The sequence below is a fragment of the Candidatus Angelobacter sp. genome, assembly GCA_035607015.1.
In the GTDB taxonomy this organism is placed as follows: Bacteria; Verrucomicrobiota; Verrucomicrobiia; order Limisphaerales; family AV2; genus AV2.
The window spans coordinates 1-17,700 of the sequence record DATNDF010000131.1 but is presented as its reverse complement, the minus strand read 5'-3'; the positions used below and the strand labels follow the sequence as shown (position 1 = coordinate 17,700).

The following is a 17,700-nucleotide window of genomic DNA, read 5'->3' as shown; positions in this document are numbered from 1 at the left end:
CGCCCTGCGCATTGTAGTAACGGCTGTAGAGCAGGACCGGTCTCGCGTCCGCCGCGCGCGCCTGCGAGTTCAGAGCGCCCTGCAGGACGACAACGGCGGTCAGTGAAAGGAGAAACGATTTTGTGTTCATGTTTTGATCGGGTCGAATCACCCGGATGTCGTTGACGCATCATCGCCCGGTTCAGTCCTGTTTCAAGGCCGCTTTTCTTCAAAGAGCGAGTGACAGGACAGAGGTGTTGGACGTGCAAATTCCTTTCCTTCCCTGCGATTCTCTGGTAACGAGCCAGCACCTATGACGAGACTTCTTCGGGTGATGGTTCTGCTGGGGGCCGGCGCCCTCTTCACGCAGCCATCGGTGCGGTCTGCGAGTTCTCTGCCAAACACAGCGGACGCTTCATTTGGTAAACTGGCCGACGAATTCATTGCGGGTTATCTCGCCTGGCGCCCGCAGATGGGCACGTCGCTCGGCTTGCACGAATACGACGGAAAAGTGACAGACTACAGCCGGCCCTCCCTCGATGCGGAACTGGCGCGTCTCAAACGATTCGACCAACGACTCGCGGTGCTCGACACAAAATCACTGAGTCCGCAGGCGCATTACGATTTCCGCATCCTTGAGGCCGCGATCAAGAACGAAATCTTTCAGTTCGAGAACGTGGAGGCTTACACGAAAAACCCGATGACCTACGCGGGGGTTCTTGATGTGAACATTTACATCAAGCGCAACTTCGCGCCGCTCGAGGATCGCGTTAAGTCTGTCATCGCGATCGAACGACAGACACCGCGAATCATCGCCGCCGCCAGGGCCAATCTGGAGGAATCTCTGGCGAAACCGTTCATCGAAACGGCGGTTGAGATTGCCAACGGTTCGGCGGACTTCCTGGGTAAAGACCTGGTGGAAGCTTTGAAAGAGGTGAAAAACGAGGCGTTGATGGCAGAGTTCAAGACCGTGAATCAGCAGGCCATTCAGGAACTGCGGGGTTATGTGGCGTGGATGACGAAGGAGAAACTCCCGAAGGCGCACACGCGTTACGCCTTTGGCCTGGAGAAATACCAGAAGCTGCTGAGTTATGGCGAACTGATTGATCTCGCGCCGGGAAAAATGCTGGAAATCGGCCTGCGGGAACTGCGGCGCGAGCAGCACGTGTTTGAGGAAGCGGCGGGGAAAATCGACCCCGGCAAGAAGCCCATCGAGGTCTTCAAAGAAATTCAAAAGGACCACCCCACGGCCGATGGCCTGATTCCCGATACACGCAAAGATCTGGAGGCTATCCGGCAGTTTGTGGTCGGGCACCGGATCATCACGATACCGTCCCCGGTCCGGGCAAAAGTCGAAGAAACGCCGCAGTATCTGCGGGCCACGAGCTTCGCGTCGATGGACACACCCGGGCCGTTCGAAAGGAGAGCGACGGAGGCGTACTATTACGTCACGCCGGTCGAGGCGGACTGGACGCCGAAGCAGAAAGACGAATGGCTGACGGCCTTCAACTATTACACGACGGACATCGTGACGATTCACGAGGCGTATCCCGGCCACTACGTGCAGTTCCTTTGCCTGAACGCGTCGCCCGCGACCAAACTGGAGAAGATTTTCGGCAGTTACGCATTCATCGAGGGCTGGGCACATTACTCCGAGCAGATGCTGGTTGATGAAGGATTCGGGGCGGACGCGGGAGACCCGCTCAAAGCGGCGAAGTATCGGCTCGCCCAGGCGGATGAGGCATTGCTCCGGCTCTGCCGCTGGTGCGTCTCGATCAAGACCCATTGCGAGGGAATGTCGCTTGAGGACGCCACGAAGTTTTTCGAGGAGAATTGCTATTACGAGCACAAACCCGCGTACCAGGAGGCGTTGCGCGGCACGTTCGATCCCGGCTACCTTTTTTACACGGTGGGCAAGATGGAGATTTTGAAGCTGCGCCGCGACTGGCAGAAGCAGGAAGGCGCAAATTTTTCGCTGCAGAAATTCCACGATGAACTGCTGCGGCACGGCGCCCCGCCGATCCGGCTTCTGCGCGAAGTGATGCTCAAGGACCGGACCATTTGGGGCGACATCCTGTGAACGGGCCGCCGGCGGAAAGAATTTTCCTCATGAAACCGACGATATTTTCATCTGCGTTCGCCGCCGCGGCAATCGCTTCAGTGACTTTGTCGGCGGAGAATCCCGCCGGGCCGCCGTCGTCATTGCGCGAACAGGTCCGGTCACTCGTCGATCAGGAATACCCGCGGCTGTTCGACCTTTACAAAGTTTTGCACACCCACCCGGAGCTGTCGCTGCACGAGGAAAAAACCGGCCAGCGCGTCGCCGATGAGTTGAAGCGGGCCGGTCTGGAAGTCACCACGCGCGTCGGCGGTTACGGTGTTGTGGGAGTGTTGCGCAATGGCGCCGGCCCGACGATCCTCATCCGCACGGACCTCGACGCGTTACCGGTGAAGGAACGGACCGGCCTGCCCTACGCGAGCAGCGTCCGGACGATGGACGACAAGGGGAACGAGGTGGATGTGATGCATGCGTGCGGTCACGACATTCACATGAGCGTGTTCGTCGGGACGGCAAGGTTGTTGACCGCGCTGAAAAACAGGTGGCAGGGAACGCTCGTCTTCATCGGTCAGCCGGCGGAGGAAAAGGGGTCCGGCGCCCGGGCCATGCTGAAGGACGGATTGTTCACGCGCTTCCCCAAACCGGATTATTGCCTGGCGCTGCACGACAAGGCCGACCAGGCGGCGGGGACCGTTGGCTGGGTCGAGGGGTACGCGCTGGCCAACGTGGATTCGATGGACATCACGATCCGCGGCATTGGCGGGCATGGCGCGTGGCCGCACAAGACGAAGGACCCGATTGTGCTCGCCGCGGAGACGGTTCTTGCGCTGCAGACCATCGTAAGCCGTGAAATCGCGCCAGGCGAACCGGCCGTGGTGACGGTTGGTTCCATCCATGGCGGCACCAAGCACAACATCATTTCCGACGAGGTGAAGCTGCAGTTGACACTGCGCTCGTACACCGATGAAGTGCGCGCGCAGACCATCGCCGCCATCAGGCGCATCACGCACGGTCTCGCCGAGGCCGCGGGCCTGCCCGAAGACCGCATGCCCGTCATCACGCTGCTGGACCAGGAATTCACGCCCGCCACTTTCAACGATCCCGCGTTGACGCGCCGCCTCGCTGCCGCGTTCAGGAGCTGGCTTGGCGAAACGAATGTTCACGCGGCAAAACCGGTCATGGGCGGCGAGGATTTCAGCGAATACGGCAGGACGACGGACAAAATTCCCATTTGCATGTTCTGGCTTGGCGCCGTGAAGCCGGAACTGGTCGCGGAAAGCGAACGGACGGGCAAGTCTCTGCCCACGCTGCACTCCGGCGAATTTGCCCCGTTGCCGGAGCCAACCATCAAGACCGGCGTGACGGTGATGACAGCGGCGGTGCTGGAACTTGCCGGCAGACAGTGATTGAGAAAACCGGCGGAGCAGCCTCGCGAATCCTCTCTCCCGCCACGCGCCGTTTTTAGCTGCGCTCGTCGCCAAAATCCGTTACGGCTACTCGATGCGAACGATTGGCTCCCTGCGAGATGAAGCCGCCGCCAGAATGTTCAGCGACCATCTTTACGCGTGCGGCATCGGCAATCGAATCGAGCCGGAACGGGACGGTTCGTGGATATTGTGGGTTGAAGCAGAGGACCAGATTGACGTCGCCGCGGAGTTGCTGAAGGAGTTTCAACAGAATCCGAAGGATCCGAAATACGAACAATCGTCCCGTGCCGCGGCCGGGAAACGTGAGCAGGAACAGAAAGAGAACGCGGCCGCGCAAAAGAGAGTATTCGACCGGAGCAGGCTGTTTCCGATTCGGGGCGGTGTTGGCTTTCTGACGGCGATCCTCATCGCGATCAGCGTGTCAACCGGCCTGGTTTCAAGCTTTGGCGCCAACACGAAACCCATTTTGTGGATGTTCATTTCCGAACGGATCGTCGAAGGAGACGCGATTGCGCGGTTGAATGACCTGCCGGAGATTCGGCACGGCGAAATCTGGAGATTGCTCACGCCCATTTTTATTCATTTCACGATTCCGCACATTCTTTTCAACATGCTCTGGCTTCTCGACCTCGGGACGATGATTGAGCGCCGGCAAAACACGCGCGTGCTGAGCGCCCTCGTGGTAGTCATCGCCGTGCTTTCCAATTTTGGTCAATACCTGTGGAAGGGACCGGTCTTTGGCGGGATGTCCGGCGTGGTTTACGGGTTGATCGGCTACATCTGGTTGCGCGGAAAATATGATCCCGCTTCGGGTCTGTTTCTGCACAGCAGCACAGTGATGATGGCGGTGATCTGGTTCGCGCTTTGTCTGGTGGGCGTCATCCCGCACGTCGCCAACGCGGCGCACAGCGTTGGCTTCGCGGTGGGCATTGTCTGGGGATATCTCTCGGCATTCGCGGCCAACCGAAGGAATTGAAGCGGAGTCACTCTGTCAGAAACTCCGCCGCCGCCGTTTCAGTTGTGTGCCGCAACGGCGGTTTCCTTGTTCGAAAGCGCGACGAGATCGAGCAGTATCCGTTTCGTTTCCTTCAAGGTCACGTCCACAGCCGGGGTTTTGTCCTCCGGCGAGGTGTCTTCGACATCGTCCGGATTCGCATCGTCCCGGCCCGGTTCCGCCGTGGATGCATCGCCGGTTTTGGCCGGAGGCTGGAGGCCCGGCAAATCCACCTGCTTCAAGGTCAGCTCATAAACCTTGTCCTCCGATTCATGCCGGGACTTGCGTTCCTTCTTGCGGGCTTCAGCCTTCTCCTCGTTTTCCTTCATCTCTTTGAGGCGCGCCTCTTCATTCAGGGAGACACTTTTGTCCGCGAGATACTTCTTGTACGTTTCGATGTCTTCCTGCAAATAGGCGAAGTCCTTGTCCGCCGCCACGCGCTCTGCGGAACGTTTGCGCAGTTCGGGCAGGAGCGGCTGGATCAGATTCAATTTCTCGTATTTTGCGCTCGGAATCGTGTCCCACGGCAGCGGGTTTTCCAACGAAGCCTCGCCAACCGAGTCCGCATAATTATTCAGCGACGGCAGCACGACATCCGGCACCACGCCCTTCAATTGCGTCGAAGACCCGCTGGCGCGATAGAACTTGCGGATCGTCACCTTCAGCGCCCCCGGGTCGTTTGTCGAGTCGCTGAACCGGGTATGCACGTAAGGCTCAAGCCGGATGAGCGACTGGACCGTTCCCTTGCCGTGCGTCGAGGAGTCACCAACAATGAGCGCGCGTCCGTAGTCCTGCAACGCGCCGGCGACGATTTCCGACGCCGAGGCGCTGAACCGGCTGGTCAGCACGATAAGCGGTCCGTCGTAAAGCACCGACGGGTCAGTGTCCTCGTCCTTGATGATGTTGCCTTCCGCATCCTTCACCTGAACGACCGGGCCTTCCTTGATGAACAGGCCCGTGAGGTTGATGGCCTCCTCGAGAGAGCCGCCGCCGTTATGGCGGAGGTCGAGGACGACGCCGCTGACATTTTCAGCTTTCAGCTTTTTCAGCAGCTTCGCCACATCTTCCGTCGTGCTTTTGCGCGCGGCCCTGCCATCGACGTTGGCGTAAAACGACGGAAGAAAAATGATTCCCAGGCGCGTCGTCGCCCCTTCCTTGCCGGGTACTTCGACAACCTGTGCCTTGGCTTCCTCATCTTCGAGTTTGATTTCGTCGCGGATCAACGCCACTTCCTTGCGGGTCGAAGGATCCGAGGCATCCACGGGAATGACCGTGAGTCGGACCTTTGTTCCTTTGGGCCCGCGGATCATGTCCACGACCTTGCTTAACTTCGTGTCCACCACGTCCACCGGCTCGGAGTCATCACCCTGCGCCACGGCGACGATGCGGTCTCCGGGTTTCAGTTTGTTGCTGCGCATCGCCGGGCCGGGCTTCAGTTCCTTGATTTTACAGTACCCATCCTCCGATTGCAGGAGCGCGCCGATGCCGAACAGCGACAGGTTCATGGACATGGCAAAATTGTCGAAAGTGGACTTGCCAAGATAATCGGAATGTGGATCGTAAACGTGCATCAGGGTTGTCAGGTAGAATTGCAGGACGTCGCCGCCGTCTTCTTCCTGCCAAAAGCGCAGGTAGCGCGCGTATCGGCGGCTGAGGGTTTTGACGATTTCGTCACGAACATTGACCGGCGCGGCGTTGGTTCCGCTCCTGGCGCCTTTGGCCGCGGTGGCGGTCGGTTTCGGTTTTTCCAGGTTCAGTTTTTCCTGGAGGTACTCGTAACGCAGATTCTGGGTCCAGAGTTCTTTGGCTTCCGCCAGGTCTTTTGGATACGGCGCTTTGCGGCGGTCGAGGTAAAAGCGGTCGTTCCCGGTGAATTCAAAATGGTCGGACTTGAGCGACTCGGCGACGAAGGCCGCGCGTTGATCGACCCGTTTCATGAAGCGCTTGAAAATCTCCCTCGCCGGAGCGGTGTCGCCGGCCCTTGTCATGTCGTCCAGCACGGTCCGGTACTCTTCGAATTCCTCAAGATCCGACTTGAGGAAATGCATGTGGAGGCTGTCGAGCGTCTCCAGATAGCGGTCCAAAAACCGGGAGGAGATTTCGTCGTTCAAGGGCTGCCGCAGATAATGCACATGCGCGAGGACGTTGGCCGTCAACCGGGCAATGGCCCGCTCGTCGGGCGCGGCTTCGATGGGCGACAGGCTGCGGGAGCGGCGCTCCAGCAGAATCAAATCCTCCAGTGGCGCCACGCCGTTCGTGGCCGCCGCGCCCTGCGCAACCAGCCCCGAGCCGCGGCTGCCGGGCGACGGAGGCGGGCTTTGCGCGGTCTTGCCGGGCTGTTCGTCCGCAAAGACGGCTGCGAATTTGAAACAAAGCAAAAAAATCAGGATTCTCACGTCTGCGGCCCTTTCTTCGTTATCAACATGCGTTCATCATACCACACTCCTCACGAAAAACAGTCCGGTCGATTCCACATCCGCAATGCCAGACCCGGCGTTCATGCTTTGACCGTCACATCCGGCTTTCATTTCAACAAATCTTTCCAACCGGCTTCGTTGAAACCAACCACTCCCCCGCGCGTGCCAGCCAGCAGGAATGGCCGTCGGACAAGACGCCCATTGCGAGCAAGAAGGTCGATTGCTTCGGAGGCGGCCAAACCCGGCAGCTTTTCCTTGAGCTTCAGCCGTTTGTATTCTCTGCCCGATGTGTTGAAAAGCCTGCGCACTGCGCCGTCGTGAAACTTCAGCATCTTTTTCAACTCGGCCTTTTGCGGCGGGCGTTCGAGAATCGGAATCGCGAGGTAATCTATTCCCTGAGTGTCCAGAAACTTGAGTGCCTTGCGGCAGGTGCCGCACTTTTCATGGGTGTAGATCTTAAAGGGCATCGACCCGGCATTTATAACCGAAACCACGCGGATTCCCAAGCCCAAAAATGCGGGTGAGGGCCGGTCTCCGCAGAATTCCATCTTGATTTTCATCCGAAAATAAACGACAGAAATCACTACTTGAGAATCCCTTCGCATAGTTCTTTGGGGCTTTCCGGCCGTCCGGCGACCGGTTTCATCTGGGTGGCGATTGCGATCCTTGCGGCTCCACTGCCCGCGCGCTGCAGCGATGCTTCGGCGAATGCGTTGCCGCACAGAATCTCCTTTCACAACGATGTCATGGCGGTGCTCTCCAAGGCTGGCTGCAATGCGGGTCCGTGCCACGGTAACGCAAATGGCAAAGCCGGCTTCAAGCTCTCGCTTCGCGGCGAGGATCCGGAGTGGGACTTCAACGCGCTGGCGCGCGACATGTTCGGCCGCCGCGTGAATCCCGAAGATCCAGACCGGAGCCTCATTCTTTTGAAGCCAACGACGCAACTCGCGCATGAAGGCGGTCAGCGGTTCAGAAAGGGTTCCGTCGAGTATGCGACGCTGCGTGGCTGGATTGCTGAGGGCCTTCCGGCGGATCCTCCCGAGACACCCGCGCTGTCGCGGCTTGAAGTTTCGCCGACGGAAAAGATTCTTTTTGACCCGGACGGCGAGGTTCAATTGCAGGCCCGTGCGGTCTTTTCCGATGGGTCGATCCGCGACGTGACCGGCATGGCTGTTTACGATACGGCGAATGGACTCGTCAAAGTCACTCATGACGGCCTCGTTCAGCGCCAGGACTACGGAGAAACCACCGTGCTCGTCCGTTACCTTCGCGCGCAGGTGCCGGTGCGGGTCGCGTTCGTCCCCGCGCGGCCCGGCTGGGTCTGGAGCGAGCCGTCGGTGAACAATTACATCGACGAACACATCTTCGCCAAACTTCGCACGCTGCGTATTAATCCTTCCGGACTTTGCACAGACCAGACGTTCGTGCGGCGCGCCTATCTCGACCTGCTCGGCATTCTTCCCACGGCCCGCGAGGCCCGCGCGTTCGTCGCCGATCAGCGCGCGGACAAGCGCTCGCGACTTGTCGAACGATTGTTCACGCGTCCGGAGTTCGCGGATTTCTGGGCGCTCAAATGGGCCGACCTGCTCCGCGCAGAGGAGCGCTTGCTCGACCGCAAGGGAATCGAGGCGTTTCAACGCTGGCTTCGTCAGGGCATTGCGGAGAACAAGCCGCTCGACCGTTTTGCGCGCGAACTGATCGCCGCGCGCGGCAGCACTTATGAAAACCCGGCGGCGAATTTCTATCGTGCCGTTCGCGATCCGGTGGCGCGCTCGGAGGCGGTCGCGCAGGTGTTTCTCGGCACGCAACTCCACTGCGCCCAGTGCCACAATCATCCATTCGACAAATGGACGCAGGAGGATTACTACGATTGGGCGGACGTTTTCGCGCGCGTGGGCTACAAAGTCCTGGAAAACCGTCGGCGCGACAACAACGACGGTCATGAGTTCAAGGGAGAACAGATCGTCTTCGTTGCGAACAAGGGCGAAGTAAAGAATCCGCGCACCGGCAAAGCAGCGCATCCGCGGTTCCTCGGCGGGCAAAATCCGCTCACGGACGATTCCGACGGCGAACTCGACGCGCTGGCCGCGTGGATCACATCGCCGGACAACCCATTTTTTGCCCGGGCCCAGGTGAATCGCATCTGGTTCCATCTGATGGGCCGGGGCATCGTGGACCCGATCGATGATTTCCGCGCGACGAACCCGGCGTCGCATCCCGCGCTGCTGGACGCGCTGGCCGCCGACCTTGTAAAGCACCAGTTCGACCTGCGCCAACTGATCCGGCTCATCATGAATTCGCGGACCTATCAATTGTCGGCGACGCCAAACGAATCCAACCGGGACGACGATGTTGATTTTTCACGCGCCTACGTTCGGCGTCTGACGGCCGAACAGCTGCTCGATTGCCAGAGCGAAGTCGTCGGTGTGCCGGTGAAGTTCAACGGCTATCCGCCCGGCCTGCGGGCGGCACAATTGCCCGGCGCGCTTTCCGAGCGGCGGCGCGACCAGAAGATGAGCGAGGTGGACAGTTTTCTCGAAATATTCGGCAAACCGCCGCGTCTGCTCACCTGCGAGTGCGAGCGTTCCGGCGACACGACGATGGGCCAGGCCTTTCAAATGATCAGCGGCCCGGCCATCAACGAACTGCTCGACGCTCCCAACAACCGTCTGGGGCGGCTGTTGTCGTCAGGCCAATCGGACCGCGACATCGTGGAGGAACTCTACTGGACGGCGTTGACCCGGCCGCCTGCCGACAAGGAACTGAACCGGGTGACTGTGCTTCTGGAGAAATCGAACGACAAGCGCCGGGCGCTTGAAGATGTGACGTGGGCGTTGCTCAACGCGAAGGAATTTGTACTGCGAAAGTAAGAATTATGAGAGAACCCCCGAATGGATTCGCGTGCCGCGGCTTTCATGACGCCCATATCACGCGCCGGCATTTACTGAAGGTTGGCGGACTTGGTTTGCTCGGTTTGACGATGCCGAACCTGCTGCGCGCCGAGGAGTGGGTGAAGGGCAAAGGACCGAAGCCACGAGCGCGATCCGTCATTTTTCTATATCAGTTCGGCGGGCCGAGCCACATCGACATGTTCGACATGAAGCCGGACGCGCCCGAAGGCATTCGCGGCCCGCACAAGCCGATGTCCAGCAGTGCCGATGGCATCCAGATCAACGACCGCCTGCCGCGTCTTGCGAAGGTCATGGACAAAGTGACGCTCGTCCGGTCCATGCACCACACGATGAAGAACCACAACTCGGCGTCGTATTACGCGCTCAGCGGTCATGCGCCGCCAGTGGACGACATCCGCCTGCGCGATTCGCTTGACCTCTTTCCGGCGTACGGCTGCGTGGTGGACAAGCTGGCGCCATGCGAAGCGGAAATCCCGACGCACGTGGCTTATCCTTACGTCATCCGTGACGGTTCGGTGACACCCGGTCAGCACGCCAGTTTTCTCGGGAAGGCGCATGATCCGTTTTTGTTTACGCAGGACCCGAACAACGCCAATTTCAAACTGCCGGAACTGAGCCTGCCGGCGAATCTCTCCTATGAACGGCTTGAACAACGGCGCGAATTACAAAAGGTGATTGATGAACAGGCGCGCCTGCTGGAAATCTCGGCGACCGCGCGCGGCCTCGACTCTTATTATGACAAGGCGCTCGCGATGTTGCACTCGGAACGACTGCGCAGGGCGTTCGATTTGTCGTCCGAACCGGAAAAGCTTCGCGAAGACTACGGCCGGCACACGTATGGTCAGAGCTGCCTCCTGGCGCGTCGGCTCGTGGAAGCGGGCGTGAAGTTTGTCACCGTTTATTTCTCCGGCAACATCGGCGGCCAGAGCACGACCGAGGGCGGCTGGGACACGCATGGGTTCAACAACACGCGCATGTATCCGATCATCGAGAAATATCATCTGCCGTTGACCGATCAAACGCTGCCGACCTTTCTCCAGGACCTCGATTCGCGCGGACTGCTCGACACCACGCTGGTGGTGTGGATGGGCGAGTTCGGCCGGACACCGAAGATCAATGAAAACGCCAGCCGTGACCACTGGCCGCAATGCTACACGACGTTGCTGGCCGGCGGCGGTGTGAAGCGTGGGTTTGTCCATGGCGCGTCCGACAAAAACGCCATGTATCCCGCCGAGAATCCGGTGCGTCCCGATGATCTGGCGGCGACAATCTTTTACCTGCTGGGCATCGATCCGCACACGGAAGTTCGGGCAGTGGGCAACCGGCCCGTGCTCATCTCCGAAGGCAAGCCCGTGATGGATGTGCTGGCTTAGCCCGCCTGACCGAAAAATCCAGCGGACCTGAATTATCGCCCGTGATTCGCGACCGTCACCCAGGACACATTCAACGCGTGACCCGCCGACTTTTACCGACCGCTGCCGCATTCATGTTCGCATGCGTGGCCGTCGCCAAAAGTCCGACGTTAAATCGCATCTCCCCGTCCGCCGTCGCACCCGGCGGGACGACGACCGTGACTTTTTTTGGAGAACACCTCGAAGGCGCGGTTGAACTTTGGACCAGCTTTCCCGCGAAAGTCACACCCGGGCCCGCTGATAAAGCCGGTGATCCCGGCGCCGGCAAACTGGCGTTCCAGGTTGCGGTTCCCGGCGACACCAAGGTCGGCATCGGCGCGGTGCAACTCGCAACTACGAACGGGACTTCCGATGTTCACCTGTTCATGATTGACGACCTGCCAACAGTTGCCGAGAGCGCGACAAACAGAACGCTGGCCACGGCGCAGGAATTGAAACTGCCGGTGGCCGTCGAGGGGAACTGCGGCGAGACGAGCCTTGATTATTATGCGTTCAAGGCGAAAAAGGGCCAGCGCCTCTCGGTGGAAGTGGTCGCAAACCGTCTGGGATCACCGCTTGATCCGGTGATTCGGCTCCTCGATGCCTCCGGCAGAGAACTGGTTTACTGCGACGACGATCCGGCGGTTGGTTCCGATTCCCGTTTCAGTTTCACCGCGCCCGCAACCGCGCGATACATCGTTGAATTGCGCGACATCGGCTACCAAGGCGGATCAAAATATTTCTACCGGCTGCGTGTCGGGAATTTTCCGCTCGCCGGTGCCACTTTCCCGCTCGGTGCGCAACGCGGCGCCCGGACGAAAGTTGCGTTCATCGGCCGGGCTGTCGAAGGATTGCGGCCCGTTGAGGTGCGCGTGCCGGAGCACGCGAGTCGGGTGTCCTTGAACGCGAGATTTCGCCGGGGCCAGGGTTGTGGCTTTGGCACGCTTCTGGCCGGGCAGTTTCCCGAGGTGATGGAGGTCGAACCCAACGACACGCCAGAGACGGCAACGAAACTCTCCGTCCCGTCGGTCGCGAACGGCCGTTTCGCGCGGATGAAGGACCGCGACTGGTATGAATTCCCGGCCACCGGCGATCAGCGCCTGATTTTCTCAGGCCGGACCCGCAGCCTCGGGTCGCCATGCGACTTGTTCATGCGGCTGTTTGACGCCCACGGCAGGCAAATCGCCGATGCCGATATTTCCGGGGCAAACGAAGGAACGCTGACCAACAAGTTCACCGAGACCGGCACGTACCGTTTGCTCGTGGAAGAGTTGAACCATCAGGGTGGTCCCGATCTCCCCTATCGCATCGAGGTTCAACCCTTTCATCCGGGCTTCGCCCTCAGCGTGGAGACGAACCGTGTCGAAGCCGCGCGGAACGGTAGCTTTGAAATCAAGGTTGCCGCGGCGCGAAGTGAGTACGAAGGTCCCGTTACTCTCACACTGGCCGGTCTTGGAGACGATTTTGTCCTGGAAAACAACGTGATCGCTGAAAAGAAAAACGAGACGACAATGAAAGTGGACGTTCCGGCGCGCGTTCAGCCCGGCCAACGGTTTCACTTCACCATCGCGGGCAAGGCCGGGGTTGACGGCTCAGATTTCGAAGCCACGGCGGGCACGATGCCGGCGTTGAAAAAACTGTTTCCGTTGCTGCGCTATCCGCCGCCAGAACTGGACGGCCTGATCGCGCTGGGAATCAAGGCGTCCGCTGCAAAACCCGACGGCGCCGGCAGGCGCGAATAGTCCGACCTTCACTCCGGTTGCCGAATGCGGCCAGCAGGGATCACCCGCCGTCACGGTGTTTCCTTCTTCGGCAGTTTGCGGACCACAATCTCGATGAAGTCAGTCAAGTCCAGGGCCATGCTGCGGATGTCTTCCAGCTGGATGTCTTCGTCCTTCATCATGGCGCCGCCCATCCGCGCGCCCGCGGAAACTCCGCTGCGCCGCGCTTCAAAACGGAAGAGTATCTTGTCGCCGTCCGTCATTTTTCCCTGAACGCGCAACACCGGCTGTCCGCCGCCATACAAACCGGCGAAGTAGCGCGCCGCTCCGCCGCCTTTGGCGTATTCGACGATCGTGTTCTCGAGCCTGAGCACCGGAACGCCCGGCTTGATGTCGGTCTCGCGCGTCACAATGTTGGGGAAAAGTTTCCGGGAGGCAAACATGCGTGACAACTCGACGGGCAGATTTTCCCCGGCCAGGTCATGCAGCCTTTGTTCATCTTTGTTGAACTTTGCCGTGGAGAGTGTCGTAGCCAGGTAAACCGTGTCATAACCATTGAAATTAAAACCGTCGGCCAGCCACACTTTGTCAAGATGCGGGTTTTTGTAATTTGTCCCGCCACCGGAGGCGGGTGAGGCCCGACCGATGTCCACGGTGCGCCCGTCATCCATTTTGAATCTGGAAGGCTGTTGTCCCGGCGCCTTCCCATCGGCGGATGCGCATCCGGCCAGTGTCAGCGTGGCTGCGAGGGCCGCAAAGACCGCTGCGCCGCGTACAGAGAGGCATATTGATTTCATGGAAATCGCCCGGGTTGGTCGCTGCCTCTTTTAACGCCGACCCTTTGGCGTGGCCAGTGAAAAACAGCGGCATTTCACCGTTGTGTCAACACGGCTTCATGCTAGATTCACTTCATGTCAACACAGTTTTCCCTCCACGACGATTGCGGGTGTTGCAGCCAGATCACCCGCCGGACATTCCTCAAAACCTCGGTTGCCGGCGCGGCTGTCGCTGCCGCAGGACCGTTGACGGCGCTTGCGGTTTCACACGCCGGAAAGACCGCCGCCAAAACGGCGACATCCGAAACCTTGGTGGCAACACTCTACAGGAGCCTCAACGACGAACAGAAGAAGTCGATTTGTTTCCCGTTCGACCATCCGCTTCGCTCCAAGGTTGATAACAACTGGATGATCACGGACAAAAAGATTTCCGGGTTTTTCACGAAAGATCAGCAGGCCATGATCCGCGAGATCTTCGTCGGCCTGCATAGTCCGGAATACGCGGAGAGGGTGGTGCAGCAGGTGGAACACGACGGCGGCAAGGAAGGTTTTGGCGGCTCCTCCATCGCGCTGTTCGGCGAACCCGGCACGGGCAAATTCGAATTCGTTCTGGCCGGGCGGCACGTCACGCGTCGCTGTGACGGTGATTCAGTCGAGGGCGAGGCGTTCGGCGGGCCGATCTTTTACGGGCATGCGGCGAAGAGCTTTTACGAACCGGCCGACCACCCCGGCAATGTCTATTGGTATCAGGCCAGGCGGGCCAACGAAGTGTTCAAGATGCTCGACGGCAAACAGCGTGAGATGGCGTTGCTCGACGAGCCGCGCGAAGAGAAAGGCACTGACACAGTCAGGCTCACCGGCAAATCAGACCTGCCGGGAATTCCGATCGCCGCGTTGTCGCGCGATCAGAAGGAACTCGTGCGCCAGGTCATGGCCGACGTGCTCGCGCCGTTCCGCAAGCGCGATGCCGAGGAGGCGTTGAAGCTGGTGGAGAAAAACGGCTTCGACAAGCTCCACATGTCATTTTACAAGCACGAGGACATTGGCAACGACGGCGTGTGGGACATCTGGCAGATCGAAGGCCCGGCCATGGTCTGGTATTTTCGTGGCGCGCCGCACGTCCACACCTGGGTCCACGTGCGGGACAGGGCGTAACATCCGCTCAAGCCGGTCGCGGACGGCCCTCCAAAGCGGGAAGGGACGCCACCCGGCGTCCCTTCAACTTACCGTTTCCCCAACTGTACCGAATCATTTGCGCCCGTCATCGCCCTCGACGTGGTTGTGCGGCACGGTGACCGTCACGTCGTGCAAAGTTTTGTTGCCAGCCACGTCCTCGCATTCGACCGTGATGGTATAGATGCGTCCGCGGCCATTGCCTGACCGCTCTGCGCGCAGCCTCAAAGCAAGTTCGCCGGTGATGATCCAGTCGGGCGATTTATCGCCGCGACCGTGTTCATGAACCGCCTCGTTGCTCCTGACCGACTTGATTCTGCAATGAACCGGGCCACAATTGTCGCTCGCCTGGACAATGATTCGCACGGGCACCAGACGGCCGTTCGGCGGCCAGAGGACGTCCGGCATGGCCACAGCCCGGCGGACGGTTGGCGGGGTCGTGTCATGCACGGTGACGACGGTCGAACAGTTTGCCGGTTCGGACTCGCCGTCGGTTACGGTGACCAGAACATCGTGTTCACCAGATTCGAAGCTTGCGGTGAATTCGACGCTTGTGGAGTTTGTGGGCGTTCCAGCAGGCACGCTGTTCGTCTGGTAGGCGACTCCATCCACTTTCCACACGACGGTCAGGGCATCGCCGTCCGCGTCCGAAACATTCACGGAAATTGTCGCGGCAACACCATTGGAACATTCGAGCAAGGAGGATGGGGGACAGGTGATCGTCGGCGGTGTGTTGGTGAGCACGCCTTCGAAGGCGCCGATGTCTCCTCGCAGGCCGACCGGCCGTCTCACTCCGCGTTGATCTGTCTGCGGGTAATCGAACTGGAGGGCGTCGATGGCCGGACTCCCGGACCGCAAACCTCGCGTCAACGTGGGTCCGCCGTTGTCGGCCAGGGGACCCAGTTTCAACGCTGCAGCCGTGATGTTCACGCGATCACTGGCCTGAAAAATGAAAGTAACACCGTTGGTCGTTCCCACCAGGTTGCCCCCGAGGGACCTGAAGGTGCCGGGACTTTCCACGTCAGCGCCCCCGGTGTTTCCGGCGGCAATACTGTTGCGGAGGGCAAACAATCCCACGGGACCCGGACGACTTCCGGCATTGTAAATGCCGCTGCCTTCCGGAGCGGAGTTGCCGCTGATCGTGCAATTATTCATCGAGAATTCCCGGAAAAGCGCGTCGTTGTGGATGCCACCCCCCCGGCTGTAGAAGCCGGTCGCGGAATTGCCGCTGAAAGTGCAGTTGATAACACTTACCACTTCTCCGTAATTGTAAATGCCGCCTCCTTCGCCGTAGTTGCCGGAAGCAGTATTGCCGCTGATTGTACTGGAGCGAATGTTCATGTTTCCGTGGTTACAGATACCCGCGCCGCGTCCGGAATCCCCCGTGAGTTTGTTGTCGGCAAAACTGCTGTCGCTGATGTTGGCGACGCAAAACATGTCGATATCCAATCCGGCGCCCTCGTCTGACGCAGTATTGTCCACGAACTGACAGCGAACCACGGTCAGCTTGCCGAGGGCGTAGATGCCACCGCCTTCTCCGTAGAGACCCGTTGCCACGTTTCCGGTGAAAAGACAGTTGCTGACCGTCAGGCTTTGACCATAACTGCTATAGATTCCGACGCCCCGGCTGTATTCGCCTGTGGCGCGATTGCCGCCGACCACACAATCATTCAGCGTAAGAAACCCTTCGTTCAAGACGCCTCCACCATTGGCGTACGTCGCGCCAACAAGTCCGTTGCCGATGGTCAGACCGGAAATGATTACTGGCGAGGTTCCCTCAACGTGAAAGACTCGGAATTCGGGCGTTCCCGGGGCTTCGCTACGTTGCACCACAAGATTGGTGGCGCCCGGGCCAACAATTTTTAGCGGCTTGTCCACCAACAATTCGCCGGTAGTCAGGACGATGGCTCCTGCAACCGCAAAGTTAATCGTGTCGCCGGAAGCTGCAGTGGCGATCGCCGCCCGCAGCGAGCCGGGGCCACTGTCGTTCGTGGAGGTCACCGTGATCGTCGCTGCCAGTCCGCGCCCGTACACGGCCGACGCCATCAAATACAAGAGGAATAGCAAGGTGGCTTTCATGCAGTGGGAGACGTTCAGGTCGTCGGCCGGGCCGTGGGTTTCGAATCATCCGATCTGTTTTGCGCGCTCCGCCGCGAGTCCATGCTCTGTATGCATTGCGTTTGGATTGGCGGCGATCATATCGCGGCTGCCGCGATCCGCCATGTGCGTCCCGCCGCACACGGTTGTGCGTTTGCAGGCACACGGATAACGGGCAAAGCTTGCAGCCGCTGCGATGAGAGCGATAGAATCGCCGTGCAGGAAGGACAAATGAAAGCCGCCTATATCCAACAAACCGGACCGCCGGAAAAAATCGTTTACGGGGAATTGGCCGCGCCAAAGCCCGGCGCGACACAATGCCTCGTCAAGGTCGGCGCGGTTTCGGTGAATCCCGTGGACACATACATTCGCAGCGGCCTCGTCCAGATGCCGCTTCCGTTCCCGTTCATCGTCGGCTGCGACCTGGCGGGTACCGTCGTCGAAGTGGGCCCTCAGGTGACGCGCTTTGAACCCGGGGACCGCGTCTGGGGCAGCAATCAGGGATTGCTTGGCCGCCAGGGCACGTTCGCGGAGTTCTGCGCCGTGGACGAGTGCTGGCTTTATCCGACACCCGGAGGCGTTTCTGACGAACAGGCCGCTGCCGTCGCGCTTGTCGGCATCACGGCGTGCCTGGGCCTGTCACGAGACGCCCGGCTGCAGAAAGGCGAGACAATTTTCGTCAACGGCGGCAGCGGTGGCGTCGGTTCGATGGTCGTGCAAATGGCCAGAGCCGTCGGGACACGCGTCATCGCCA

Annotated in this window: 12 protein-coding genes; 8 read left to right on the top strand and 4 right to left on the bottom strand. The window is 59.8% G+C overall.

Features of this window, described 5'->3' with window-relative positions:
• The first annotated feature begins 292 nt into the window (after window positions 1-292).
• The 3 genes from VN887_05475 (at window position 293) to VN887_05465 (ending at window position 4,441) form a co-directional block, all read left to right on the top strand.
• A complete protein-coding gene (locus tag VN887_05475) occupies window positions 293-2,059 on the top strand; it encodes a DUF885 domain-containing protein (protein HXT39454.1) in 1,767 nt (588 codons plus the stop codon).
• Window positions 2,060-2,088: 29 nt separating this feature from the next.
• The gene (locus VN887_05470) at window positions 2,089-3,444 is read left to right on the top strand and encodes an amidohydrolase (protein HXT39453.1); all 1,356 of its coding nucleotides are present in this window, start codon (window positions 2,089-2,091) and stop codon (window positions 3,442-3,444) included.
• A gap of 94 nt (window positions 3,445-3,538) precedes the next feature.
• The gene (locus tag VN887_05465) at window positions 3,539-4,441 is read left to right on the top strand and encodes a rhomboid family intramembrane serine protease (protein ID HXT39452.1); all 903 of its coding nucleotides are present in this window, start codon (window positions 3,539-3,541) and stop codon (window positions 4,439-4,441) included.
• Between the two features lie 38 nt (window positions 4,442-4,479).
• Here VN887_05465 and VN887_05460 read toward each other — a convergent pair whose 3' ends face one another.
• Together VN887_05460 and VN887_05455 are read right to left on the bottom strand one after the other, a co-directional pair.
• A complete protein-coding gene (locus VN887_05460) occupies window positions 4,480-6,855 on the bottom strand; it encodes a carboxy terminal-processing peptidase (protein HXT39451.1) in 2,376 nt (791 codons plus the stop codon).
• Window positions 6,856-6,983: 128 nt separating this feature from the next.
• A complete protein-coding gene (locus tag VN887_05455) occupies window positions 6,984-7,343 on the bottom strand; it encodes a Spx/MgsR family RNA polymerase-binding regulatory protein (protein HXT39450.1) in 360 nt (119 codons plus the stop codon).
• Window positions 7,344-7,622: 279 nt separating this feature from the next.
• On the opposite strand from VN887_05455, the gene VN887_05450 reads away from it, so the two are divergent.
• The 3 genes from VN887_05450 to VN887_05440 all read left to right on the top strand — a co-directional run bounded on the left by VN887_05450 (window position 7,623) and on the right by VN887_05440 (window position 12,921).
• Window positions 7,623-9,746: a DUF1549 and DUF1553 domain-containing protein gene (locus VN887_05450; protein ID HXT39449.1), complete on the top strand. Its 2,124-nt coding sequence runs from the start codon at window positions 7,623-7,625 to the stop codon at window positions 9,744-9,746.
• Window positions 9,747-9,751: 5 nt separating this feature from the next.
• Window positions 9,752-11,161, top strand: a complete 1,410-nt coding sequence (locus VN887_05445; protein HXT39448.1) for a DUF1501 domain-containing protein — start codon at window positions 9,752-9,754, stop codon at window positions 11,159-11,161.
• Window positions 11,162-11,274: 113 nt separating this feature from the next.
• Window positions 11,275-12,921 carry a PPC domain-containing protein gene (locus VN887_05440; protein HXT39447.1) on the top strand — a complete coding sequence of 549 codons (1,647 nt, stop codon included), beginning with the start codon at window positions 11,275-11,277 and terminating at the stop codon, window positions 12,919-12,921.
• A gap of 50 nt (window positions 12,922-12,971) precedes the next feature.
• On the opposite strand, the gene VN887_05435 is transcribed toward VN887_05440, so the two are convergent.
• Window positions 12,972-13,697, bottom strand: coding sequence for a hypothetical protein (locus VN887_05435; protein ID HXT39446.1), 726 nt, complete (start codon window positions 13,695-13,697; stop codon window positions 12,972-12,974).
• 114 nt (window positions 13,698-13,811) lie between these two features.
• Here VN887_05435 and VN887_05430 point away from each other — a divergent pair, with 114 nt between their 5' ends.
• Window positions 13,812-14,831, top strand: coding sequence for a DUF3500 domain-containing protein (locus tag VN887_05430; protein ID HXT39445.1), 1,020 nt, complete (start codon window positions 13,812-13,814; stop codon window positions 14,829-14,831).
• A 93-nt stretch (window positions 14,832-14,924) separates the two neighbouring features.
• Here the strand turns inward: VN887_05430 and VN887_05425 are convergent, their stop codons facing one another.
• Complete coding sequence (locus VN887_05425) at window positions 14,925-16,928, bottom strand: choice-of-anchor Q domain-containing protein (protein HXT39444.1); 2,004 nt, start codon at window positions 16,926-16,928, stop codon at window positions 14,925-14,927.
• A 249-nt stretch (window positions 16,929-17,177) separates the two neighbouring features.
• Between VN887_05425 and VN887_05420 the strand changes: the two genes are divergently transcribed.
• Window positions 17,178-17,700, top strand: a 523-nt coding sequence (locus VN887_05420; GenBank protein HXT39443.1) for an alcohol dehydrogenase catalytic domain-containing protein, incomplete at its 3' end; no start/stop codon positions are given.